The organism is Microbacterium sp. CFH 31415, from assembly GCF_022538185.1.
In the GTDB taxonomy this organism is placed as follows: domain Bacteria; phylum Actinomycetota; class Actinomycetes; order Actinomycetales; family Microbacteriaceae; genus Microbacterium.
In genome coordinates this window covers 370,589-394,299 of record NZ_JAKYXC010000003.1, presented here as the reverse complement: position 1 = coordinate 394,299, position 23,711 = coordinate 370,589, and the positions used below count along the sequence as shown (strand labels likewise).

Genomic DNA, 23,711 nt, shown 5'->3' with positions numbered 1-23,711 from the left:
GCGTGGCGATGTCGAGATCAGGACGCGAGGTTCTGAGGAAGGCGCTTGGGCGCGCGGCGGCGATGACGGCGCTCCTGCTCGCGATCACGGGAGGCGCCGCCGGGTGCTCAGGCTCCCGCCCCGGACCTTCGTCGAGCAGCGGATCCGACTCCATCGCGCTCCTGCTCCCCGACGCCAAGACGGCGCGCTACGAGACGTTCGACCGGCCGTTCTTCGAAGCGCGCGTCGCCGAGCTCGGCGACTACGACGTGCTGTACTCCAACGCCGACCAGGACGCCGCGAAGCAGCAGCAGCAGGCGGAGTCCGCGCTCACAGCGGGCGCCGGCGTGCTCGTGCTCGACGCCGTCGACGCCAACGCCGCCGTCAGCATCGTGCGCTCCGCGAACGCCAAGGGCGTGCCCGTCATCTCGTACGACCGGCTCATCGCCGGCGGCGACCTCGCGTACTACGTCTCGTTCGACAACGAGAAGGTCGGCGAGCTGCAGGCCGCGGAGTTCGTCGACGCGGTCGAGGATGCCGGGGGCGGCGGCATCCTGATGGTCAACGGGTCGCCGACCGACAGCAACGCGGCCCAGTTCCGCGAGGGCGCGCACCGGCTCATCGACGCGAGCGGGCTCGACGTCCTGGCCGAGTACGACACCCCCGACTGGAGCCCAGACAAGGCGCAGGCGTGGGTCGCGGCGCAGATCGCGCAGTATGGCGACGAGATCGTCGGCGTCTACGCGGCCAACGACGGCACAGCGGGTGGCGCGGTGGCGGCGCTGAAAGCAGCGAACGTCGAACCGTTCCCCGTCGTGACCGGTCAGGACGCCGAGCTGTCGGCGCTGCAGCGGATCATCACGGGCGACCAGCACATGACCGTCTACAAGGCGATCAAGCCGCAGGCGGAGCTGGCCGCCGAGGTCGCGGTCGCTCTGCTGAACGGCGAAGAGGTGACGGCGCCGATGCGGGTCGACGGTGTGCCGACGACCCTGCTCGACCCCGTGGCGGTGACCGTCGACAACATCCTCGAGACCGTCGTCGCCGACGGGTTCTGGACGGTGGCGGACATCTGCACCCCGCAGTACGCCGATGCGTGCGAAGCAGCGGGCATCGGGTAAGGTCCTGACCTTGGCGAGGAGGGCATGAGCGGATGTCGACGACACAGTCGCGGGCGGGACGCTCGCGCGAGCGCGTGCTCACCATGCGCGGCATCGGGAAGCACTTCGGCGCGGTCAAAGCGCTCACCGACGTGGACTTCTGGGTCAATGAGGGCGAGGTGGTCGCGCTCGTCGGCGACAACGGCGCCGGCAAGTCGACGCTCGTGAAGGTGCTCGCCGGTGTGCACGCGCCCGACACCGGCACGATCGAGTTCGACGGTGCGCTCGTCGACATCCCGAGCCCCGCCGACGCGCAGGATCTCGGGATCGCCACGATCTTCCAGGACCTCGCCCTGTGCGACAACCTCGACGTCGTGGCCAACCTGTGGCTCGGGCGCGAACTGCGCGACGGCCTGGGACTCGACGAGGTCGACATGGAGCAGCGCACGTGGGCGCTTCTGCGGGAGCTGTCCGCCAAGATCCCCTCCGTGCGCATCCCGGTGGCGTCGCTGTCGGGCGGCCAGCGCCAGACCGTCGCGATCGCCCGGTCGCTCATCGGCGATCCGCGCATCGTGATCCTCGATGAGCCGACGGCCGCGCTCGGCGTCGCGCAGACCGCCGAGGTGCTGAACCTCATCGAGCGTCTGCGCGAGCGCGGGCACGGGGTGATCCTGATCAGTCACAACATGGCCGACGTCATGGCCGTGGCGGATCGCGTGGTCGTGCTGCGCCTGGGCCGCAACAACGGGGTCTACAACGTCGCCGAGGTCACCAGCGAGATGCTCATCGCCGCGATCACCGGCGCCGCCGACAATTCGGCGGCGCGCACGGCCGCCGAGCGGAGCGTGACCAGCGCGTCGCCCACGGAGGCGCCCGTCGAAAGCGCGCCCGCCGACGACGACGGTCCGGCCGCCGAGATCATCCGCATGCCGCGCTCGCGGCCGCGTCGTCCGTCGCCGCCGAAGGACGGGCGTCCGTGAGCCGCGATCAGCATCCGCTCGCACCGGGCGCCGACGCCGACCCGCGCCTGCTGAGCGTCGCAGGCCTGCGCGGAGCGGTCGAGTCCCTGTTCGCGCGAATCCGCGGAGGCGACCTCGGGGCTGCGCCCGTGGTGGGCGGGCTCATCGTCATCTGGCTGATCTTCCAAGCGCTCAATCCGGTGTTCCTCTCGAGCGAGAACCTCGTCAATCTCACGATGCAATGCGCTGCGATCGGCACGATCGCGCTCGGGGTGGTGCTCGTTCTGCTGCTGGGCGAGATCGACCTGTCCGTGGGGTCGGTGTCGGGCCTCGCGGCAGCGGTCCTGGCCGTCAGCTTCGTGCAGCTGAACTGGCCCCTTGTGCCCGCACTCGTGGCCGCCATCGGCATCGGATGCCTCGTCGGTCTCCTGTACGGCTTCCTGTACACCCGCTTCGGGCTGCCCAGCTTCGTGATCACACTCGCGGGGCTCCTGGGGTTCCTCGGGCTCCAGCTGTGGGTGCTCGGCGACACCGGCACGATCGGGCTCCCATTCGATTCATGGATCGTCGAGTTCGCGCAGGACTGGTTCCTGCCCCACTGGGCGGCCTACCTGCTTGTGGTCCTCTCGGTGGGCGCCTACGCCTGGGTGCTGCTGCGCCGCGCGCGGCGGCGCGCGGCCGCCAACCTCGTGAGCCAGAGCAACCTCGACATCGGCTTGCGCAGCGGGGGGCTGCTGGTGTTCCTGCTGTCGACCGCGTGGTACCTGAACCTCCACCGCGGTGTCGGCGTGATGTTCGTCTTCTTCATCGCGCTCGTCGTGGTCATGAACCTGGTGCTCACGCGCACGCGCTGGGGCCGCGCCGTGTACGCGGTCGGCGGCTCCGTCGAGGCCGCGCGGCGCGCCGGCATCCGCGTCGACCGCATCTACCTCTCGGTGTTCGCGATGTGCTCGATGCTCGCCGCCGTCGGAGGCATACTCGCCGCGGCGCGGCTGGCTTCGGCCGGTCAGAGTTCGGGAACCGGCGATGTCAATCTCAACGCGATCGCCGCGGCCGTCATCGGCGGTGCGAGCCTCTTCGGCGGCCGCGGGTCGGCCTTCTCCGCACTGCTCGGGATCATCGTCATCCAGTCCATCTCGTCGGGCCTCACGCTGCTGACCCTCGACTCCTCGGTGCAGTTCATGATCACCGGCGTCGTGCTCGTGCTGGCGGTCATCGTCGACTCGATCTCGCGGCGCACGCGCGCCGCGACGGGTCTGGCTTGAAGCCCGCCTGCCTTCAGAGCACAAAGCCGTCGTCGTATCGTTTCGATCCTCGTGCGCGAAATGCTGCGCGAAATGTCTCGGTGCAACCGTTCCCACGAGCATTGTGCACGAAAGTTTTCGAACCGTCCGTTGGCGAACGCTTTCTCAACCCATCGAAGGCGCGGCGTTGCCAAAGCGTTACGTTCAAGACTTGACGCCAAGAACCCTCCCCGAAATGATCGCTTCAAGCGCGAAGTGCGTCAGGGACGATCCTGGGGCTCGCGCACTTCAATGACGAAAGGCGAATGATGAAGAAGTCTTCACTCCTCACCGTGGCCGCCCTCACGGGCGCCGCCGCGGTGATGCTCGCGGGCTGTGCCGGCGGCTCCGGTGGGACCCCGACCGACGGCGGCGACGACGGCGGCAAGGCCACCGGCGGCCGCGCATGTGTGATCCTCCCCGACGCGGCATCCTCGCCCCGCTGGGAGAACTTCGACCGCAAGTACCTTCAGGAGGGTCTGGAGGGCGCGGGCTTCGAGGTCGACATCCAGAACGCGCAGGGTGATGTCGCCAAGTTCGCGACCATCGCGGACCAGCAGCTCACTCAGGGCTGTGGCGTCATGCTGCTCGTCGACTACCAGGGTGCGGCCGAGGCCGTCGCCACCAAGGCCAAGGCCGAGGGAATCCCGGTGATCGCCTACGACCGCCCGTTCGCGGGCGCCGACTACTACGTCTCGTTCGACAACGTCGAGGTCGGCCGCCTGCAGGGGCAGACGGTGCTCAACGGCCTGGAAGCCGCGGGTGTGGACCCGGCCGCGGCGACCGTCGTGTACATCGGCGGCGACCCCACCGACGGCAACGCGAAGATGTTCCACGACGGAGCGGTCGAGGTCATGGAGGCCGCGGGGATCGAGCCGGCGGCCGAGCCACCGGGGGCGTGGGACCAGGCGAAGTCGCAGACCAACTTCGAGCAGGCCCTCACCAGCCTGAACGGCCAGGTCGACGGCGTCTGGGCCGCCAATGACACCAACGCCGCCGGTGTCATCAAGGTGCTGCAGGACAACAACCTCGAAGGCGTCGCCGTGTCGGGTCAGGACGCGAACGTCGCGGGTCTGCAGAACATCCTGCTCGGCTGGCAGACGGCCACGGTCTACAAGCCGGTCGCCGACGAGGCCAGCGCCGCCGTCGACACCGCCATCGCCCTGCTCAACGGAGAGACCGTCGAGACCGACGCCGAACTGGAGGACGGCACGCCGTACATCCAGGTGACGCCGGTGCTCGTCGGCCCGAACGAGGTCAAGGACGTCATCGCCGCAGGCGACGCCGCCTACGACGACGTGTGCACGCCGGAAGTCATGGCCGCATGCGAGGAGTTCGGGGTCACCGCCGAGTAATCTGTCGGGCAAGAGCCGCGAGGGCGTCGCGTCATCACGGACGCGACGCCCTTGCGCGCTCGCACCGACACTCTGCAAGGAAGCGAGTATGTCAGACACGATCACAGCCACAGAGCCGATCATCGAATTGGTCGGCGTCAAGAAGTCCTTCGGCCCTGTCAGCGTTCTCAAGGGCGTCGACCTCAAGGTCTACCCCGGCAAGGTGACCGCCCTGGTCGGCGACAACGGCGCCGGCAAGTCCACGCTCATCAAGGGCCTCGCCGGGGTGCAGCCGTACGACGAGGGCGAAGTCCTCATCGACGGCACCCACCGCGACCTGCACGCGCCGAGGGACGCCTCCGGACTCGGAATCGAGGTCGTCTACCAGGACCTCGCCCTGTGCGACAACCTCGACATCGTCCAGAACATGTTCCTCGGCCGCGAAGAGACCTCGATCGGCACGTTCGACGAGGGGCGCATGGAGAAGGAGGCGTCCGACACGCTGCGCTCCCTCTCGGTGCGCACGGTCAAGTCGGTGCGGCAGAAGGTGTCGAGCCTCTCGGGCGGACAGCGGCAGACCGTCGCGATCGCTCGGGCGGTGCTGAAGAAGGCCCGGGTCGTCATCCTCGACGAGCCTACGGCCGCCCTCGGCGTGGCCCAGACGGAGCAGGTGCTGAATCTGGTCAAGCGGCTCAGCGAACAGGGGGTCGCGGTGATCCTCATCAGCCACAACCTCGCCGATGTGTTCGAAGTGGCCGACGACATCGCCGTCCTGTATCTGGGCCAGATGGTGGCGCAGATCCCGGTCAGCGAGACCACCCGCGACGATGTCGTCGGGTACATCACCGGCACCAAGACCCTGGGCGGCGTCAGCATCGTCGACACGTCCACGCTTCGCACCGAGGAGGGGGCGCTATGAGCAGCAATGCGACACGCACGGAGGCCGCTCCCGATCCGCTCGCGAGCGACCTGATCGGGAGTGGCGTCGAGGGCGGCGTCGTCGACCAGGCACGAGCCTGGTGGCAGCGCGTGCGCAGCGGCGACATGGGCGCGCTGCCCGCCATCGGCGGGCTCGTCGTCCTCGGCATCCTCTTCACGGCGCTGAGCCCGTTCTTCCTCACCGAGCGCAACTTCGCCAACCTCCTGAATCAGGCGGCGACGCTGGTCGTGCTGGGCATGGCACTCGTCTTCGTGCTGCTGCTCGGCGAGATCGACCTCTCGGCGGGTGTCGCCGGCGGAGTCGGGATGGCGCTGTTCGTCGTGCTGAACTCGCAGTTCGACGTCCCGTGGCCCCTGGCCCTTCTGCTGGGCTTCGGGTTCGGCTTCCTGATCGGGGCCTTCATCGGCTTCTTCGTGGCGAGGGTCGGGATCCCGTCGTTCGTCGTCACGTTGGGCCTGTTCCTCGGTCTGCAGGGGCTCGCGCTCGTGATCATCGGGCCGGGCGGTCTGTTCCGGGTGGAGGTGCCCGAGCTCATCGCGCTGCAGAACGGCAATCTCCCGGTGTGGGGCGGCTGGGCGATGCTCGCGATCATGCTGATCATCTCGGCTGCGACATCGCTCTGGGACCGCGCGCGCCGCACCCGCGCCGGCGTGCCGAATCGGGCGATCTCGCTGGTGTTCATCAAGCTCGCCGTCATCGCCGTTCTCGGCGGCACCGTCGTGTACATCCTGAACCAGGACCGCGGCCAGTCCGTCAACGCGGTGCAGGGCGTGCCGAACGTCGTGCCGATCGTGCTCGTGATCCTCTGGGTCGGCACGTTCGCGCTGGACCGCACGAAGTTCGGCCGGTACATCTACGCGATCGGCGGCAACGCCGAGGCGGCACGCCGGTCGGGTGTCAAGGTCCGCTGGATCAAGTGGTGGGCGTTCGTGATCTGCTCGAGCCTCGCGGTCTTCTCGGCTCTGCTCAGCGTCTCGCGCGTGGGAACGGTCGATGCCACGGTCGGTCGCGACATCGTGCTGAGCGGCGTCGCGGCGGCCGTGGTCGGCGGCGTGAGCCTCTTCGGAGGCAAGGGGCGCCTGATGCACGCCGCCATCGGTGCGCTCGTGATCGCGACCATCACGAACGGCCTGGCGCTGCTGAACCTGCCTGCGGGCGTCAACCTGCTCGTCACGGGTGGCGTGCTGATCCTCGCAGCCACCGTCGACGCCGTTTCCCGCCTGCGGGGCAACGGCGTGCGCACCTAGCGGGTCTCACCGTCGGAAGGCGTCGGGCGCGGCATCCGCCCCGGCGCCTTCCGTCGTTCGCGGAGCCGTGTCAGGACGCTGCGATGATCTCGTCCACCCACGCCGGCACGAGGTCGCCCGCGCGGCCGGCGCGGGCGTCGTCGAACGGGACGACCGCGTCGCTCGCCACGAGGTTCAGCTCGACGGTGCGCGCTCCGAACGCCGCCGCGAGCGCGACATACCCGGCCGCCGGGTACACGGCACCGGAGGTGCCGATCGACGCGAACACGTCGCAGGCGACGACGGCCTGCTCGATCCGGTCGAGACCGTAGGGCTGTTCGCCGAACCAGACGACGTCGGGGCGCAGCATCCGCTCGCCGCAGACCGGGCACGGCGGTCGCGGCGAGAGATCGGCGTCCCACATCGGTCGAGCCCCGCAGGCCAGGCACAGGGCGCGCCGCAGCTCACCGTGCATGTGCACGAGGTTGCGCGTGCCCGCCCGCTCGTGGAGGTCGTCGACGTTCTGCGTGACGACCAGGAGCGCCTCCCCGACCGCGGCTTCGAGGCGGGCCAGAGCGAGGTGGGCGGCATTGGGGTGGACGGATGCCACGGCACGCCGTCGCGCGTCGTAGAACGCCTGCACGGTGCCGGGGTCACGCTCGAAGGCCTCGGGAGTCGCGACGTCCTCGATCCGGTGTCCCTCCCACAGCCCGTCGGCGTCGCGGAAGGTGGGCACGCCGCTCTCGGCCGAGATCCCGGCGCCGGTGAGGACGACGATGCGCATGGATCCAGTGTGCCCGGCTCCGGGCGTGGAGGGCCCGGGGCGACGCGCGTTCAGGATCGGCTCAGCCGCGCAGGAGCGCGCGCAGCGACGCGATCGTGTCGGTTTCGCCGGGACCCTTGTCGGGCCGATAGCCCTTCACCCGCGCGAAGCGAAGGGCGACTCCGCCCGGATACCTCGTCGATCGCTGCACACCGTCGATCGCGATCTCGACGACGGTCTCGGGCCGCACGTGCACGGCGTACGCGGACCGATGCGTCTCGATCGTCGGGAAATGATCCGTCTGCCAGCGCAGGAGGGCGTCGGTGAGTCCTTTGAACGTCTTGCCGACCATCACGAAGCCGCCCGGATCGCCGTAGGCGCCGTCGGGATCGCGCGCGCCGAGGTGGAGGTTCGACAGCTGCCCGGTGCGACGGCCCGAGCCCCACTCCACCGCGAGCACGACGAGGTCGAAGGTGAGCACGGGTTTGACCTTGAGCCAGCTCTTGCCGCGGCGCCCCGCCGCGTACGCCGAATCGATGCCCTTGACCATCACGCCCTCGTGCCCCGCGGCGAGCGCCTCGCGCGAGAATTCCTCGGCGCGGGCAGGGTCGTCGGTGACGATGCCCGGTATGCGCGACGGCCCCGCGACCCGCTCGAGGACATCGAGCCGCGTGGCGAGCGGCTCGTCGAGCAGGTCTCGTCCGTCGAGGTGGAGAATGTCGAAGAACCAGGGCCGCAGCACCGCCGCGGCGCCGCTCTCGGAGCCGAACCGTGCCATCGTGTCCTGGAAGGGGCGCGGGCCGCCGTCCTCGTCGAGCGACAGCGTCTCGCCGTCGAGGATCACGCGCTCGGCGGGCAGTTCACGCACGGCCTTGACGATCTCGGGCACGCGATGGGTGATGTCGGCGAGGCTGCGGGTGTAGACGCGCACGTCGTCGCCGTCGCGGTGCACCTGGATGCGCGCGCCGTCGAGCTTGTATTCGACGGATGCCGCTCCCCCGAGCGCCCCGAGCGCCTCAGCCGCTGATCCCGCCGTCGAAGCGAGCATCGGCATCACCGGACGCCCCACCTGCAGTCCGACGGCATCCAGCGCCTCGGCCGACCCCGTCAGGGCGAGGTCGGCGGTGGCCCCGAGATCGCCCGACAGCATCGCCGCGCGGCGTACGGCCGCGGCATCCTTCCCCGATGCCTTGGCGACCGCGTCGAGCAGCACGCCCTCGAGCGCGCCGGTGCGCAGCTCGCCGAGCATGACCCGGGCGATGAAGCCCCACTCGGCCGCCGTCGCGCGCTCGCTGAGCGCGGTGAGCTCGCCGCGGCGGGCCGCGACCGACCCCGGCCCGTCGGTGGCTGCGAGGCGATCGAGCGCTGCGTCGACGTCGAGGACCGTGAGCGACGGCTGGAGGGCGTGCCTCGTCCCGAGCGCCGACAGACTGCGCCACCCGACGCCGAGGCGGCCCTGGCGCGGGTTCGCGGTGAGGAACCCGATCGCCGGCGCCACCTCGTCGGCAGCGACGCCACGGAGCACGTCGGCGAGCGCCGCGATCTTCGCGAGGCGCGATGACGTCGCAGCGACGGCTTCGGCCGCGGCGACGACCTCGGTGAGCAGCATGCGGGAATTCTCGCACCCGGTCACGACACCGCGGACGCCCTGGCGCACCCGCGGCCGACCCGCTAGGAGGCCCGGTCGGCGACTGGGCGACCCGCCGAGGCATCCGCCCGCCCTTCACCATGTCGGCGGTGCCGTCGTCGTTGCCCAGAACAGGAGATCTGGCGGAGACAGGAGAGTTGAGCGCGAAATGTCCTGCGTGCGCCAGATCTTCTGTTGCCGGCACGACGACGGTCGGTCGACGGCGATCAACGGTGGTGCCGCGGCCGGCGGACCGGCCTAGACGACAGCGGCCGGAACCACTCCTGCGCGCAGCACGCCGTCGTGCAGCTCGAGCACGCGGTCGGCCCGGAGCATGATCGACGGGTCGTGGGTCGACAGGAGCACGGCGACGCCGTCCTCGTGCGCGATCGAGGCGATGAGGTCGATCATCGTCGCCGCGGTGTGCGAGTCGAGCTGACCGGTGGGCTCGTCAGCGAGCACGATGCGCGGAGAGCCGGCCAGGGCGCGCGCGATGCCGACGCGCTGCTGCTGGCCGCCCGAGAGCTCCGCCGGTCGCTGCGTGGCGTGGTCGGCCAGGCCGACGCGCTCCAGCAGCCGAGTGACACGCTCCGACCGCTCGGCCGGCTCGGTGCCGCGGATGCGCATCGGCAGCTCGACGTTCTCTTCGGCCGACAGCGCGCCGATCAGCCCGAACGATTGGAAGACGTAGCCGATGTCGTCGCGCCGCACCGCATCGACCTGCTTCTCGGGTGCCTCCGTGAGCACGACGTCGCCGACCCGCACCCGGCCGGTGGTCGGCGGCTGGATCCCGCCCAGGACGTGGAGCAGAGTCGTCTTGCCGGCACCCGAGGGTCCCACGAGCACGACGAGCTCACCCGGATGCAGTTCGAGCGACGCGTCCGACAGCGCGCGCACGTCGCCGGCGGGGGTGCGGTGCACGACCGACAGATCGGATGCCTCGAGCACAGGCTCGCTCATGATCCCTCCTCCTGATGTGATCCCTCGCGACGACTCCGGCGCGTCGCGGGCGCCTCGCCGTCAGCGGGTCCCGGGGTCGCCGCGGGTGGCGTCTGCCGGCCATCGCCCGGCCACACGCCGACGTGGTCGGGATTGAGCTTGAGGCGCACCCTCTCGCGCAGCGACAGCTGGTGCATGTACTCGGTCGGCAGCTGCAGCCGCCCGACCTTGTCGAGCACGACGAATTCCTCGGCCATGTCGTGCTGCCGGCCCTCGTCGTCGGTGTGCGTCCACCGCAGCACCTCGGTGGACGTGCGGCCGTCGCGGATCTGCACCGTACGCTGCACGTGCTCCGAGACCGCGGGATCGTGCGTCACGATGAGCGCGGTCGTTCCGAGCTCGCGGTTGACCGTCTCGAACGTCGACAGAACCTCCGCCGACGCATGCTCGTCGAGGTCGCCGGTCGGCTCATCGGCGAGGAGCACGCGTGGGGCGTTGGCCAGAGCGACGGCGATCGCGACACGCTGCTGCTGACCGCCCGACAGCTCGGCCGGACGCCGGTCGGCGACATCGGCCACGCCGGCGAGCTCGAGCAGCTCGGTCGCACGCTCGGGATGCTTGCGATCGCCGCCGATCGCCCGCGCGAGCTGCACATTCTCGCGGGCGGACAGGTAGGGCAGGAGGTTGCGTGCGGTCTGCTGCCAGACGAAGCCGACCACCTCGCGCCGGTACGTCACGCGGTCGCGCGCCGAGAGCGACGGCAGGTCGCGCCCGGCCACGCGTGCGGAGCCGGCGGTGGGAGCATCGAGCGCGGAGAGGATCGACAGCAGCGTCGACTTCCCCGAGCCGGACGCGCCGACGAGGGCGACGAGCTCGCCGCGGTCGACGACCAGGTCGAGGCCCTGCAGCGCCTGCACCTCGATGTCGGCGACGGCGAAGATCCTCACGAGTCCTTCGCACACGATGTCGGGTTCGGTCATCAGTCCTCCTCGGTTCGGAGCACGGTCGCCATGGACGTCGTGCGCGCGCTCGCCACACCGCCGACCACGGCGAGGGCGAGCGCGACCACCACGACGGCGATGAGGGTGCCGCTCAGGACGGGGTCGACGGCGATGCTGGGCTGACCGCCGCCGCCGGTGAACGGCCGCAGGTCGATCGAGGTCACGACGAGCAGCGGGAGCACGGCGCCGAGCACCACGCCGCCCACGAGCGCAGTGACGCCGAGCGGTACGAACTCCCAGGCGACGACGCCGCGGGACCGGGGTCGGTCGAGACCCATGCTGCGCAGCAGCGCGATCACGCGGGAGCGCGCATCACGCGAGACCCCTGCGACGAGCAGGAGAGCGACGACCGACAGCGCCACCGCGACGGCGAGCGCCGACAGCAGCACGAACCGCAGGGCGGAGACCGCCGGGGATGCCTGGATCTCGGCCGTCGACTCCTCGAGGATGCGCGTCGAGTGCGCCGACCCGATGAGGTCGCCGAGCTCGTCGGCAATGGCCGCAGCGTCCGCTCCCGGTGCCACGTCGATCATCACCGTGCGCGGGAAGAACCCGAATCCGGTGAGGGCTGCGTAGTCGGCCCGATCCATCAGCACGAACTTCTCGGACCCGGTGACGCCCAGCACGCGGTCGAGCGTTCCGACGACGTCGACCGGCGAGGTCACGAACGTGGTCTGCCCCTCCCCCAGATCGGCGGCGAGCACGCTCGACTCGACGATCTGCACGGGGTCGGAAACGGGCGTGATGAGCCCGGCGGGCAGCGCCCCGACCATGCCGCGCTGCACGGCGGCGAGCGTGTCGACATCGGTCACCGTGACCTGCACGCTCTCACGACCGTCCGGGCCCGCAACGGTGATGTAGTCGCCACGCAGGACGCCGACGGCATCGTCGACCCCCTCCACCGCGCGCATGGAGTCGATCATGTCGTCGTCGAAGTAGGGGCCGGCGAGTCGGATGTCGCCACCGACGTCGCGCTGCGCGGCCACCACGGCACCGCGGTCGACGGTGGCGAGCACGAGGGACGAGAACACGGCGATGGCGACGGCGACGAGCATCGCGAGGACGGCCGTGGTGCCCGCCGCGGAGTCGCGCAGGTTGCGCGCCGCGCCGACGAGGCCGACGACGCCCCGGCCACGGCGCGCGACGCGGAGTGCCGCCGCGATCGGGATCGGGTGAAGCCGGACGACGACGAGCGCGACGGCGACCGTGGCCAGAAGCGGTGCCGCGACGACGAGGGGATCGATCCCGTCGGTGGCCGATCCGATCCCGCGCAGGAACAGCTGCACGACGGCCACAGCCGCGAGCAGCAGCACGACCGCCTCGGCGATGCGCACCGCCTTGCTGCGCACCGGGGCGTCGAGGTCGGCGCGTCCGCGCTCGAGCAGCGCGGGCCGCAGGGTGAAGGCGAGCGCGACGCCCGGCACCACGCCGACGGCGACAGCGAGGAGCGTCGGCAGCGGCCCGGCGTCGTTGGGGGTGACGGCGATCGCGACGACCGCCGCGAGGATCGCAGCGGGGATGCCGAGGATGAGCCCCTCGCCGAACAGCAGCCGACGCAGCCGGGCGAGCGGCGCCCCGCGGGCGGACATGAGTGACAGATCCGCGCGCCGGCGACGGATCATGAGGGCGGCGGCGAGGACGACCAGCGAGACGCTCACCGCGAGCGGGCCGACCGCCGCAACGGCGAGGATCGCGCTCGCGGAGTTCGCCCGCGAGAGCGCGGTCGAGAGCACGTCGACGACCTCGCTCTGGAAGCGCACCCGCAGCTGACCCGTCTCGTCGACGGGGACGCTCGTCGACGTCGCCGCACGCAGCGCGGAGAGCAGCTCGACCGGCTCGGCCCCGAGTGCCGCGCCGCCGTCCACCGGGTACCACGCCTGAAGCTCCGCGCGCAGGGCGGGGACGATCTGCGCCCAGGACTCCGGATGCACCCAGGCGACCGACGTGGCGGTGGGCCGCCGGTTGCCGTCGTCGAACACGGTGGCGATGAGCGAGGTGGGCAGGTGAACCCATCGATCAGCGTCGGGATCGATGGCCGTGACGGTGCCGACGAGCTGGACCTCGACCGCTCCCTCGAGCCAGTCATCGACCGACGTGACCCGGGTCGACGGCGGTGCGCTGCGCACCTCGCCGACCGGCCACTGCATCGTCGACGCCGCGGCATCGCTCAGCACGATCTCCACGGGCCCCGTGCCGGTCCACGGCTCAGGCCAGGCGCCGTCGACCAGCTCGACACTCGACTGCATCGCCGGCTCGGCGAACAGCTGCACGATCGAGATGGGCGCCTGCGCGGGAAGGTTCTCGGGGTCGACGCGCAGATCCTGTGCGTACGCGGCGAACTGTGCCTCGCCGACGAGCGGTGCGAGGGCGGGCTCGAGCGAGCCCCGGTTGTCGGCGAGCAGCTGGCCGACCGCGCCGAACACGTCCTCCGCGCCCTCGTCCCAGCCGCCGATCACCTCGGGATCGTTCGCGGAACCGAGGGCCGGCGAGCCGATGAGACTCGCCGACAGGTCGCGCGAGATCGCCGGCATGTCGGAGACCTGGTGGGCGACCTCGGCGCGGACGACTCCGACGAGGGCACGCGGAGCGGCCGCGATCACGAAGGCCGCGAAGGCGGTGAGCGCGATGATGACGAGGGCTGCGCTGCGAGGCGTCGCGAAGCGGCGACGGGTGAGGGCGGAGAGTCCGGGCGACCTGGTCACTCGTCCTCCCTCATGAGCGGCGCGAGGCGGGCGGGGGCCCGCACGGTCGCGACGATGACCGCGAAGACGCCGACGGCGGCGAGGACCACCAGGAGCAGCACGAGCGGGTCGGCGCGCAGCACGATGGGATAGGACTCCGGCACGCTGCCGTACGCGGCGCGCACGAGCGGCGCCACGATGAGCCATGCCGTGGCCGCACCCGCCGCGATGCCCCCCACTGCGCCCATCGCCACCGCGAACAGGTCCTCCTGCGCGCGCAGCCGCGACGCACGTCGACGGCCGAGGCCCATCACGGCGAAGAGGGCGAGCTCGCGCGAATCGGCGCGGCTGCGCGTGCGCCGGAGCACCAGCACGACGACGGCGAGCACCACCGCACCTGCGGCAGCGAGGAAGAACGCCGCGGCCGTGCCCGCGGCGTTCTCGGCCGAACGCGGATCGGCCACGATCGTCACGGTCTGCGGGAACTCCGCCGAGACGGCCGCCGCGATCGCCCCGGGGTCATCGGTGGACAGCCACACCTGCGTCGGGACGACGTCGAACGGGCTGGCCGTCGAGACGGTGCCGAGGTCGACGAGCATGCCCTCGCCGGTGGTCGATCCGGGGAGCACCGGGATCACGTCGACGATCTCGAAGTCCGCCTCGAACTCGGGCTTGATCACCTCGAGCGCGATCGAGTCACCCACCTCGAGGCTCAGCGAGGCAGCCAGCTGCGCGGTGATGACCGTCGGAACCGCGGGAGGGACGCCGGCGGCCACGGCCTGGCTGTAGGGCTGGCCCTCGCTCGCCTCGGGTGCGAACCCGATGCCCGCGTCGGTGACGTCGACGACTCCGGGCGTGCCCGCCGCCGGGCGGAACTCCGTCAGGTCGACGGCGACCCCACCGCTGGAGACCTCGGAGATCTCGCCGCCGCCCGGCACGTGGCCGAGCGGGTGGTAGCCGATCGCGAGGGCCGCGAGCGACCACTCGTCGCCGGAAGGCAGCTCGAATGTGTACGTCTCCTCGTCGCGCACTTCCAGGTCGGTGAACGTGCTGCCGTCGTCGTCCTCGATCACCGAGAGTTCGGCGTTGCTGAAGCCGAACGTCGCGACGGCTCCCGCGGAAGAGACCACCGTCGCCCGGCCGTTGAAGGCCGGAGACCCCTGCGGGATGAGCTCGCCGTCGAACTCGATGGGCTCACCTGCGGGCGCCGCGAGAGTGAGGGTGAACGTGTCGCCGTCGAGCACCGCGCTCGTCTCGGGGAGCGTGAGCTCCGCGCCGAGTGCGGCAGGGTCGATCGTGCCGTCCGCGTCGAGCATGACCGCACCGAGCTGTGGCGCCTGGACAGCGAGGATGGGGATGCGCTGATCGGTGCCCTGCGCGCTCATGGGGCGTGCGAGCATCGCCGCATCGGGCGCGCCGACGGCCGCGACATCCGCTGCCACCACGTCCTCGGGGATCGTGCCGACCTTGAGGTCCGCGCCCACGCGCAGGGCCTCGGGGGCGTCGCCGAGGGCGGTGAGGCTGGCGTGGTAGGCGCCTGCGACCGTGATCGTCCCGATCGCGAACGCGACGACCGTGATGGACAGGGCGTGGCGCGCCGGGCGGCGGGACGCGAGCCGCAACGGTGTCGTCGGCGACACCGCCCGACCGGGCGCGAAGGCCGCGCCGATCGCCCGCGCGATCGGGGTCGCGAGGGCCACGGATATCAGCGCTGCGAGTCCGAGAGCCAGCGCGGGAGCGACCGCCACGAGCGGATCGAGCGTCGAGCCGCCGTCGCCTCGCTCGACGACCGGGGTTCCGGACTGCACGAACTGCCAGACTGCGAGAGCGGTGACGACCGCCAGCAGCACGATGAGCCCGATGTCGGCCACGGCGCGGGCCCGTGCCGATCCGCGCTCGGCGCCGCGTGCCGTGGCCACCGCCACGACTACCGCGACCACCGCTGCGATGGTCGCAGCGACGACCGGGGGCACGAGTGCACCCGCGGGCGCGGCACCCCAGATCCCCGCCACGACCACACCGAGGAACGCGCCGGCCAGACCGCCCGCCACGGCGACGATCGCCGACTCGAGCGCCGCCAGCCACACGAGGTCGCGCCTGCGCGCACCACGCGCGCGCAGCAGCCGGGTCTCGGACTCGCGCGCGCGCACCGACTCGAGCGCGACGGCGCCGACGACGACGGCCGTCAGCAGACCGAGCAGACCCAGTGCGACCGCGGTCGGCCCGCGGCGCGCCTCGAGGCCGTCGCCGACGCCGGCGAGCGTGTCGCGCAGGCCGCCCGACTCCTGAGGGCGGTCGCCGGTCGCTTCCTCGACGGCGTCACGCAGACCCGCGAGCCCGTCGACGAGGGCGACCGCCTGCGCCCCGGTGATCCTGTCGAGGTCGGGCGTGAGCACGACGGCGCCGTCGTCGGCGGCGATCACGAGGGCTCCGGCGGCGCCCGCATCCGCGACCGCTTCTGCGGCGGCGTCGGCGACCTCGTCGGCCGAGACCCCGGCGTCGATGGTCAAGACGATGCGACCGCGGTCACCCGTCGCCGCGGCGAGGGCCGAGCGCGCCTCGCGGGTCTCCACCGTGCCGATGAGGGCGACGACCGCCACGAGGAGCAGCGCGGCGAGCGCGGAGACGACCCCGAGGGTGAGGAGCGGCGTCGCTGCGGCGCGCGCCCTGGCCAGGGCGAAGCGGAGTCCTCCGATCACGCGGCCGGCCTTTGCATTCTGGCACTCTAGCCCAGGCGGGCGGCGGCTTCCGCGGCGCCGTCACGGGTCGGGGAGAGGCGCCCGACGACGTCCGCGAGGGCGAGACCGGCCTCGGCATGCGCGAAGCGGTATCCGACATCCTCCAGCACGCCCGGAAGCACCCAGCGGCTCTTCAGCACGAGCTCCGGTTCGGTGCGCAGCACCCACATCGCGGGTTCGATCATGAAGCGCCAGGCGGGCAGGCCGACGGGCGCGCCGACCAGGCGACGCAGCGTCTCCATCAGCGTGGTGTTGTCGATCGGATCGGGTGCCGCGAGATTCACCGGCCCCGCGATCTCGGGGTGGTCGCGGATGAAGCGCACACTCCCGATGACGTCGTCGATGTGGATCCAGCTGAAGCGCTGTCGCCCATGCGAGCGATGCGACGGCGCCCGGCCGTCGCCCGTCGGGTGCGGGCCGATGCCGCGATAGCGGCGGTGCGGGAACCAGCGCCCGTCGTACTGCGGGCCGCCCAGGCCGAGGCGGGCCAGCCCCACGAGCAGCCGGGTCGCGGGTCCGTCGCCGAGGACGATGGCCATGCGCAACGACGCGCGTCGCGTGGCGGGAAGGTCGCCGGCGAAGAACTCCTCCTCCCACGTGCGGGCGACGTCGACCGAGAAGCCCGACCCGAGCTCGCCCTCCGCCTCCGTCTGCGGGCGGTCCATCGCGTAGCGGTAGATGGTGGCGGTGCTCGCGTTCAGCCACAGCGCAGGCGGGGCCGCGGCATCCGTCACCGCTTCCCGCAGGAGGCGGGTCGTCTCGACACGGGATCGCAGGATCTCGTCGCGGTTCGCATCGGTGTAGCGGCAGTTCACCGACTTGCCGGCGAGATTGACCAGCAGGTCGGCTCCGTCGACGACCTGCCGCAGGCTCTCAGGATCCGACCAGCGCCCATCCGGTCCGCTGCGGCCGACCAGCCGGATGTCGTAGCCCTCGTCGGCGAGCGCGGTCCGCAGCGCACCGCCCACGAAGCCGGAGGCGCCGGCGATCACGGCGACGGGGCGGGTCACCGCGCGGCCGTCCTTCCCGCTCGACGCTCCGGCCACGTGCTCCACAGCGCCCAGGCCACGAGAACGGGCTGAAGGAGCAGGCGTACGAACCGCGCCCGGTCGGTGCGCATCAGAGGGGCATCGCGGCGCGTTCGCCACTGATGCACGTTCCCCGGGAAGACGGCGATGAAGAAGACCGCGACGGTCCAGCCGATGCGCCCGCGCGCGCGCGGAAGTGCGAGAAGCGCGCCCCCCAGCATCAGTTCGACCGCGCCGGATGCCACCACGATCGCGTCCTTGTCGGTGCGCAGCAGCGCCGTCGCCCAGTCGGGCACCACGATGCGGTAGCCGCGGCGCCCCCAGGTGAGGTGGGAAGCGCCGGCGATGAGCAGCAGAGCCGCGAGCACGGCGCGCGCCACGCCTTTCGGTACGGAGTCGGTGCGGGTCGCGGATCGAGCGGTCATCGCGCCCAGTCTGGCATCCCGTCGCCTCGACGACCGCGGTTCTTCGGTCGCTGACCCGTCAGCGGGCGGGCGCCGCGGTCATGGGGCCGCGGCGGCCGCCCGCGCCGCGTCGACGAAGCGCAGGTAGTCGTCGGCGGTCTCGCCGGCGGTGATCGCGCGCAGCACGACCTCGTCGGCCGACGCCTGGTACGCGGCGATCCGCGCGCCCTGATCGGGTCGGATCACGGTGTCGATCGCCCCGATGCCCAGTCGGGCGAAGTTCGCGGCGTACGCCGGGTACGACGCATAAGCGGCAGCCTCGCGCTCGAGCCGCGGCACGGCATCGGCGTCGAGCGCGGTGCGCACATAGACCGCGACGTGGGCGTCGGCGGCGACCTCATGGGCGGCGTCGGTCTGCCGTGCGGCGACGTCGGGCGTCAGCCAGCTCAGAAGAAGACCATCGGATGCCGCGGCCCCGAGCCGCCGCATCTTCGGGCCGAGCGCGCCGACCACGACGCGCGCCGACGATCCCGCCCGGAGTGCAGCAGCGGCATCCGCCACCAGCGCCAGCGCTCCTTCGCGGCGACCGCCGGAGCCGATGCCGAGCAGGAGCCTGTCTTCCGGCAGCGCGAGCGCCGACACGCGATCGAGGATCTCGGCCGGCGGACGCCGGTCGACCGGGACGACACCGGTCGCGAGCACGAGGGACTCGGTCTGGCGCGCGGCGGCCGCGAGCACCGCGAGCGCATCGCTGCCCGGGGTGTCGTTGACCCACAGGGCATGGAACCCGGCGGCCTCGATCGCCGGGGCCAGGCGTGCGGCGAGCTCGGGTCCGATGGCGGCGGCGACGCCGATCGACAGAGCGCCGGTGCCGGTCATGCCGTGCGCTCCGCGACGAGGCGCGACACCTCGGCAGCCGACGCATAGTACGCGGCCGCATCGACGCGCGAGGCCGGAAGCAGCACGACGTCGTCGACCCCCGCGTCGAAGAACGGGTCGAGCGCCGTGGCGACCTCGGCCGGATCGCCCCACACCGCGCGCTGGTGCGGATCGGGCTTGTCGCCGACGTCGGCGAGCGCCCGTGACTCGGCGTCGGGGCCGAAGGCGGCGATCACGAAGGCGACGACGTCGTGGTCGCCCTCCCGACCCGCGGCGACGCGCGCACCGCGGATCGTGTCGACCGAGGCGCGCACCTCGGTCGGCGTGTGGTTGCTGTCCAGCACGACGCCGTCGGCCACCTCGCCGCACAGCTGCAGCGTCTTGGGCCCTTCGGCCGCCGCGTACACGAGCGGCGCCGTCGCGGGCGGCGTGTCGAGCCGGACGGCGTCGAGGGTGACATAGCGGCCCGCGGTGTCGACCTGCTCGCCCGCCAGCAGGGACCGCAGGGCAGGCACGTACTCGCGCATGAGGGTCAGGGGCGAGGCGACGCGCGCGCCCACCTGGCCCATCCACGGCAGCACGCCGTGCCCGACGCCGGGAAGGAGACGGCCGGGGAAGAGTCGCTCGACGGTCGCGATCTCCATCGCCGTGGCGGCGACGTTGCGCAGCGGCATGGGCGAGATGCCGATGCCGAGGCGCAGCTGCTTGGTCCAGGCGAGGGCGGCGGCGGCCGTCGCGAACGCCGAGGTGCGGAAGCAGTCCTCCCAGATCCACAGTTCGGGCAGCCCTTCGCGCTCGGCGACGGCCACCGCCTCGCGGAACTCCTCGGGTGCGTGCGTGTACGGGTTGAAGATCGCGCCGATGCGTGCCATTCCTCCACCCTGGCATGCCCCGGCGACGCTCTCCTGTCGCGGGCCGCTCGCCCGTCGGTGGTGATGCTCGCCCGTCGGTGGTGATGCTCGCCCGTCGGTGGTGATGCTCGCCCGTCACGAAGTGCCATGGAGCCCGGCACTTCGCGACAGGCGAGCAGAGGTGGAGATGGCGCCCGTCAGCGGGGGACACTCACCTGTCACGAAGTGCGGGCGAACCCGGCACTTCGCGACAGGTGAGCAAAGGGGGTCGGGGGCACCAGGTGAACAGAGGGGCTCGGGCCCGCGGCCATCGAAGGATGGGTGTGCGTCAGGCCGCGGCAGCGATGGCCGCGGGAGCCTCGGCGCGCACGGTGAGCTCGCCGGCCGCGGCATCCACCGTCACCGATCCGCCGTCGACGAGCGCACCCGTCACGAACAGGTCGGCGATGCGGTCGTCGACCTCGCGCTGGATCAGGCGGCGCAGCGGACGCGCGCCGTACTCGGGCTCGTATCCGTGCTCGGCGATCCAGTCGGTCGCCGCGTCCGTGACGACCAGCCCCACCTCGCGCTTGGCGAGCCGGGCCTCCGACGCGCGGAGCAGGAGCCCGACGATCTGGCGCAGCCGCGGCTGGTCGAGCTTGCGGAACAGCACGATCTCGTCGATGCGGTTGAGGAACTCCGGCCGCATGGCCTCGCGCAGACGCCCCATGACGCGGTCGCGCAGGTCCTTCTCCGAGCCGAAGCCCGTCGATCCCCCGCCGTCGGCGATGAAGCCGATCGCGCCGCCACGCGAGGCGAGAAACTCCGAGCCCAGGTTCGACGTCATCACGACTACCGTGTTGCGGAAGTCGACCGTGCGCCCCTGGCCGTCGGTCAGGCGGCCGTCGTCGAGCACCTGCAGCAGCAGGTTGAACACGTCGGGGTGCGCCTTCTCGATCTCGTCGAACAGCACGATCGCGTACGGATTGCGGCGCACGCGCTCGGTGAGCTGGCCCGCCTCGTCGTAGCCGACGTATCCCGGAGGGGCTCCCACCAGGCGCGACACGGTGTGCCGCTCGCCGAACTCGCTCATGTCGAAGCGGATCACCGCTCCCTCGTCGTCGAACAGCGACGCGGCGAGCGCCTTCGCGAGCTCGGTCTTGCCGACGCCGGTCGGACCGAGGAAGAGGAACGAGCCCACGGGCCGCCGGGCGTCGCCCATGCCGGTGCGGTTGCGGCGCACCGCCTTGGCGACCGCGGCGACGGCGTCGTCCTGGCCGATCACGCGATCGTGCAGCTCGTCCTCGAGCACGGCGAGACGCTCGCGCTCGGACTCGGTGAGGCGGTTGACCGGGATGCCGGTGGCACGGCTGATCACCGCGGCGATCTCGGGCTCGCCGACCACAGCCTCGTCGCGAGCAGCGGCTCCGGTGGCCGTGACGTCGTCGAGCCTGGCCTGCACAGCCGCGATGCGGTCGCGGATGCGCGAGGCCTCCTCGTAGTGCTCGGCCGACACCGCCGCGTTCTTGTCGGCCTCGAGGGTGGCCAGCTCGGTCATCAGCGCGCTGACGTCGACCTTCGCCCCCAGGCGCAGGCGAAGCCGCGCGCCGGCCTGATCGATCAGGTCGATCGCCTTGTCGGGCAGCACCCGCTCGGTGAGGTACCGGTCGCTGAGCTCGACGGCCGCGCGGATCGCCTCGTCGGTGTACGCGATGCCGTGGTGCTCCTCGTACGCCGGCTGCAGGCCGCGCAGGATGAGCACGGCGTCCTCGATCGAGGGCTCGCCGACGCGCACAGGCTGGAACCGGCGCTCGAGCGCGGGATCCTTCTCGATCACGCGGTACTCCTTGAGCGTGGTCGCGCCGACGAGGTGCAGCTCGCCGCGCGCGAGGCGGGGCTTGAGGATGTTGCCGGCGTCCATGCCACCGTCGCCCGCGCCGCCCGCGCCGACGACCGTGTGCACCTCGTCGATGAACACGATGAGCTCGCCCTTGTGGGCGGCGATCTCATCCATGGTCTTGGTGAGGCGCTCCTCGAAGTCGCCGCGGTAGCGCGTGCCGGCGAGCATCGCGGGCAGGTCGAGCGCGAGAACGCGCTTGCCGAGCAGCTGCTCGGGCACTCCGCCTTGAACGATCGCCTGCGCGAGGCCCTCGACGATGGCGGTCTTGCCGACGCCGGCCTCGCCGACGAGCACCGGGTTGTTCTTGGTGCGCCGGCTCAGGATCTCGATGGTCTGCTCGATCTCGTCGGCGCGCCCGATGACGGGATCGAGTTCTCCGGCCGCAGCCTGCGCGGTGAGGTCCGTGCCGTACGTGTCGAGCATCGGAGTGTCGGATGCCGCGGCATCCGTCTCATCGTCCGTCAGCGGCGCCGCGCCCGTGGTCACGGTCTCGCGCAGGCCCTGCGTGAGGGCCTCGGCGGTGACGCCGGCGCCAGCCAGCACCTGCCCCGCGGGCGTGTCCTGAGCGAGCACGAGGGCGAAGAACAGGTGCTCGGGATCGACGTAGGTCGAGCCCGACGAGCGGGCCACCTGGAAGGCGTGGAACAGCGCGCGCTGCACCGACGGCGTAATGACGGCGCCGTCGACGTCGGCCGGGGTGCTCGCGGCGGGCAGGCGCTCCTCGGTCGCGCGGAGGATCGCGCGCGGGTCCGCCCCGATCTGCTGGACGGCGTCACGCGCGGGCGCCTCGTCGATGAGGACGCGAAGCACATGCAGCGCGTCGAGCTCGCGCTGGCCGCGTCCGAGCGCGAACCGGCCAGCGCGCTGGAGCAGCTCCTGGGTGCGTGCGCCGAGGAACCGGCTGAGGTCGATGGACCGCTCAGCGCGGGCGCGCTCCCCTGCCAGGTACCGCGCCAGGAACTCGTCGAACGAGCTGCTGTTGTCGTCGGCGCCGGTGGACGGGGTGAAGTCTTCGGGCATTCCGGTATCTCCTGAAAGTTGAGGGAAGTGCTGTCAAGTTTACGAACTTGAGCACAGTCGTATCAACTTCAAGGGCATGCAGGGGTCGTGTATTCCCCGACGCCGTCCTCGCTCTTCAGTCCCGGTGCCGATTTCCGTGCACGGCACGGATGTGGCTGAGGCGCATCCCGAGAACCCTGGGATGCGTCCACAGAACCAGAAGGAGAAGGACACATCATGACGGATCTGAACACGATCGCGATCGACGAGGCCGATCAGGCCCTCAAGGCCAAGCACCGCGCGATGTGGGCGTCGGGCGATTACCCGACGCTCGCCCACGACCTCATCTGGTCGCTCGGCCCACGAGTGGTCGAGGCCGTGGACGTGCGCCCCGGAGAGCGCGTGATCGACATCGCGGCCGGAAGCGGCAACGCGGCGATCCCCGCCGCACAGCGCGGGGCCGACGTCGTCGCGACCGACCTCACGCCCGAGCTGTTCGGCGACGGCCACCGCCGCGCGCAGGAGGCGGGCGTAGAGCTCGAGTGGCGGCCGGCGGACGCCGAGGTGCTGCCCTTCGGCGAGGACGAGTTCGACGTCGCGATCTCGACGGTCGGCGTGATGTTCGCGCCGCACCACGAGCGCAGCGCCGGCGAGATCACCCGCGTCGTTCGGCCCGGCGGGCGGATCGGGCTCATCAGCTGGACGCCGCAGGGCTTCATCGGCCAGCTCTTCGCCGCGCTCAAGCCGTTCAACGCACCGCTTCCCGCGGGCGCACAGCCGGCGCCGCTGTGGGGCGACGAGGCGCACGTGCGCGAGCTTTTCGGCGATCGCGTCACCGACGTGCGCGCGGTGCGCGAGAGCGTGCGGTTCGACCGATTCGCGACGGGCGAGGAGTTCCGCGCCTACTTCGCGTCGCACTACGGACCGACGATCGCGGTCTACAACCGCAATGCCGACGATGCGGCCGCGGTTGCGGCGATCGACGAGGCCCTGCGCGGCCTCGGCGACCGCGCCATCGCGCGCGATGGAGTCATCGACTCCGAGTTCCTGCTGTTCACCGCGACGGTCCGCTGACCGCCGCACGACCGAGAGGAGGCGGCT

Annotated in this window: 18 protein-coding genes; 7 read left to right on the top strand and 11 right to left on the bottom strand. The window is 71.7% G+C overall.

Features of this window, described 5'->3' with window-relative positions; all coding sequences use genetic code 11:
• Positions 1–8 precede the first annotated feature (8 nt).
• The 6 genes from MK786_RS05875 to MK786_RS05850 all read left to right on the top strand — a co-directional run bounded on the left by MK786_RS05875 (position 9) and on the right by MK786_RS05850 (position 6,842).
• Positions 9–1,100, top strand: a complete 1,092-nt coding sequence (locus MK786_RS05875) for a sugar ABC transporter substrate-binding protein (RefSeq protein ID WP_241111292.1) — start codon at positions 9–11, stop codon at positions 1,098–1,100.
• A 32-nt stretch (positions 1,101–1,132) separates the two neighbouring features.
• Positions 1,133–2,059 (top strand): ATP-binding cassette domain-containing protein, encoded by a 927-nt coding sequence (locus MK786_RS05870; RefSeq protein WP_241111291.1) that lies wholly within the window; start codon positions 1,133–1,135, stop codon positions 2,057–2,059.
• 47 nt (positions 2,060–2,106) lie between these two features.
• Positions 2,107–3,303: a sugar ABC transporter permease gene (locus MK786_RS05865; protein ID WP_241111348.1), complete on the top strand. Its 1,197-nt coding sequence runs from the start codon at positions 2,107–2,109 to the stop codon at positions 3,301–3,303.
• 287 nt (positions 3,304–3,590) lie between these two features.
• Positions 3,591–4,676 carry a sugar ABC transporter substrate-binding protein gene (locus tag MK786_RS05860; RefSeq protein ID WP_241111290.1) on the top strand — a complete coding sequence of 362 codons (1,086 nt, stop codon included), beginning with the start codon at positions 3,591–3,593 and terminating at the stop codon, positions 4,674–4,676.
• An 88-nt stretch (positions 4,677–4,764) separates the two neighbouring features.
• Positions 4,765–5,574, top strand: coding sequence for an ATP-binding cassette domain-containing protein (locus tag MK786_RS05855; protein ID WP_241111289.1), 810 nt, complete (start codon positions 4,765–4,767; stop codon positions 5,572–5,574).
• A complete protein-coding gene (locus tag MK786_RS05850) occupies positions 5,571–6,842 on the top strand; it encodes an ABC transporter permease (protein WP_241111288.1) in 1,272 nt (423 codons plus the stop codon). Before MK786_RS05855 ends, MK786_RS05850 begins: the two co-directional genes overlap by 4 nt.
• A 70-nt stretch (positions 6,843–6,912) precedes the next feature.
• Here MK786_RS05850 and MK786_RS05845 read toward each other — a convergent pair whose 3' ends face one another.
• The 11 genes from MK786_RS05845 to MK786_RS05795 form a co-directional block, all read right to left on the bottom strand.
• Positions 6,913–7,605, bottom strand: coding sequence for an NAD-dependent deacylase (locus MK786_RS05845; protein WP_241111287.1), 693 nt, complete (start codon positions 7,603–7,605; stop codon positions 6,913–6,915).
• A 61-nt stretch (positions 7,606–7,666) separates the two neighbouring features.
• Complete coding sequence (locus tag MK786_RS05840; protein ID WP_241111286.1) at positions 7,667–9,193, bottom strand: ATP-dependent DNA ligase; 1,527 nt, start codon at positions 9,191–9,193, stop codon at positions 7,667–7,669.
• A 276-nt stretch (positions 9,194–9,469) separates the two neighbouring features.
• Positions 9,470–10,171 carry an ABC transporter ATP-binding protein gene (locus tag MK786_RS05835; protein ID WP_241111285.1) on the bottom strand — a complete coding sequence of 234 codons (702 nt, stop codon included), beginning with the start codon at positions 10,169–10,171 and terminating at the stop codon, positions 9,470–9,472.
• On the bottom strand, positions 10,168–11,130 hold the full coding sequence (locus tag MK786_RS05830; protein ID WP_241111284.1) for an ABC transporter ATP-binding protein: 963 nt from the start codon (positions 11,128–11,130) through the stop codon (positions 10,168–10,170). Before MK786_RS05830 ends, MK786_RS05835 begins: the two co-directional genes overlap by 4 nt.
• Positions 11,130–13,853, bottom strand: coding sequence for an FtsX-like permease family protein (locus MK786_RS05825; protein WP_241111283.1), 2,724 nt, complete (start codon positions 13,851–13,853; stop codon positions 11,130–11,132). Before MK786_RS05825 ends, MK786_RS05830 begins: the two co-directional genes overlap by 1 nt.
• On the bottom strand, positions 13,850–16,531 hold the full coding sequence (locus tag MK786_RS05820; RefSeq protein WP_241111282.1) for an FtsX-like permease family protein: 2,682 nt from the start codon (positions 16,529–16,531) through the stop codon (positions 13,850–13,852). The genes MK786_RS05825 and MK786_RS05820 overlap by 4 nt, the downstream gene beginning before the upstream one ends.
• Before the next feature lie 26 nt (positions 16,532–16,557).
• Positions 16,558–17,580 (bottom strand): epimerase, encoded by a 1,023-nt coding sequence (locus MK786_RS05815; protein WP_241111281.1) that lies wholly within the window; start codon positions 17,578–17,580, stop codon positions 16,558–16,560.
• Entirely contained in the window at positions 17,577–18,023 is a 447-nt protein-coding gene (locus MK786_RS05810) for a hypothetical protein (protein ID WP_241111280.1), read from the bottom strand. Before MK786_RS05810 ends, MK786_RS05815 begins: the two co-directional genes overlap by 4 nt.
• Before the next feature lie 78 nt (positions 18,024–18,101).
• Positions 18,102–18,881 carry an LLM class flavin-dependent oxidoreductase gene (locus MK786_RS05805; protein WP_241111279.1) on the bottom strand — a complete coding sequence of 260 codons (780 nt, stop codon included), beginning with the start codon at positions 18,879–18,881 and terminating at the stop codon, positions 18,102–18,104.
• Complete coding sequence (locus MK786_RS05800) at positions 18,878–19,753, bottom strand: LLM class flavin-dependent oxidoreductase (protein ID WP_241111278.1); 876 nt, start codon at positions 19,751–19,753, stop codon at positions 18,878–18,880. The genes MK786_RS05805 and MK786_RS05800 overlap by 4 nt, the downstream gene beginning before the upstream one ends.
• Before the next feature lie 307 nt (positions 19,754–20,060).
• Positions 20,061–22,631: an ATP-dependent Clp protease ATP-binding subunit gene (locus tag MK786_RS05795; protein WP_241111277.1), complete on the bottom strand. Its 2,571-nt coding sequence runs from the start codon at positions 22,629–22,631 to the stop codon at positions 20,061–20,063.
• Positions 22,632–22,847: 216 nt separating this feature from the next.
• Here MK786_RS05795 and MK786_RS05790 point away from each other — a divergent pair, with 216 nt between their 5' ends.
• A complete protein-coding gene (locus MK786_RS05790; RefSeq protein ID WP_241111276.1) occupies positions 22,848–23,684 on the top strand; it encodes a class I SAM-dependent methyltransferase in 837 nt (278 codons plus the stop codon).
• Positions 23,685–23,711 lie beyond the last annotated feature (27 nt).

Excerpts from the sequence above, each read along its gene's own strand:
- MK786_RS05875 (WP_241111292.1), top strand. The coding sequence starts at position 9 with ATGTCGAGATCAGGACGCGAGGTTCTGAGGAAGGCGCTTGGGCGCGCG.
- MK786_RS05810 (WP_241111280.1), bottom strand. The coding sequence starts at position 18,023 with ATGACCGCTCGATCCGCGACCCGCACCGACTCCGTACCGAAAGGCGTG.
- MK786_RS05850 (WP_241111288.1), top strand. The coding sequence starts at position 5,571 with ATGAGCAGCAATGCGACACGCACGGAGGCCGCTCCCGATCCGCTCGCG.
- MK786_RS05845 (WP_241111287.1), bottom strand. The coding sequence starts at position 7,605 with ATGCGCATCGTCGTCCTCACCGGCGCCGGGATCTCGGCCGAGAGCGGC.
- MK786_RS05805 (WP_241111279.1), bottom strand. The coding sequence starts at position 18,881 with ATGACCGGCACCGGCGCTCTGTCGATCGGCGTCGCCGCCGCCATCGGA.
- MK786_RS05840 (WP_241111286.1), bottom strand. The coding sequence starts at position 9,193 with ATGCTGCTCACCGAGGTCGTCGCCGCGGCCGAAGCCGTCGCTGCGACG.
- MK786_RS05860 (WP_241111290.1), top strand. The coding sequence starts at position 3,591 with ATGAAGAAGTCTTCACTCCTCACCGTGGCCGCCCTCACGGGCGCCGCC.
- MK786_RS05855 (WP_241111289.1), top strand. The coding sequence starts at position 4,765 with ATGTCAGACACGATCACAGCCACAGAGCCGATCATCGAATTGGTCGGC.
- MK786_RS05835 (WP_241111285.1), bottom strand. The coding sequence starts at position 10,171 with ATGAGCGAGCCTGTGCTCGAGGCATCCGATCTGTCGGTCGTGCACCGC.
- MK786_RS05800 (WP_241111278.1), bottom strand. The coding sequence starts at position 19,753 with ATGGCACGCATCGGCGCGATCTTCAACCCGTACACGCACGCACCCGAG.
- MK786_RS05830 (WP_241111284.1), bottom strand. The coding sequence starts at position 11,130 with ATGACCGAACCCGACATCGTGTGCGAAGGACTCGTGAGGATCTTCGCC.
- MK786_RS05870 (WP_241111291.1), top strand. The coding sequence starts at position 1,133 with ATGTCGACGACACAGTCGCGGGCGGGACGCTCGCGCGAGCGCGTGCTC.
- MK786_RS05795 (WP_241111277.1), bottom strand. The coding sequence starts at position 22,631 with ATGCCCGAAGACTTCACCCCGTCCACCGGCGCCGACGACAACAGCAGC.
- MK786_RS05790 (WP_241111276.1), top strand. The coding sequence starts at position 22,848 with ATGACGGATCTGAACACGATCGCGATCGACGAGGCCGATCAGGCCCTC.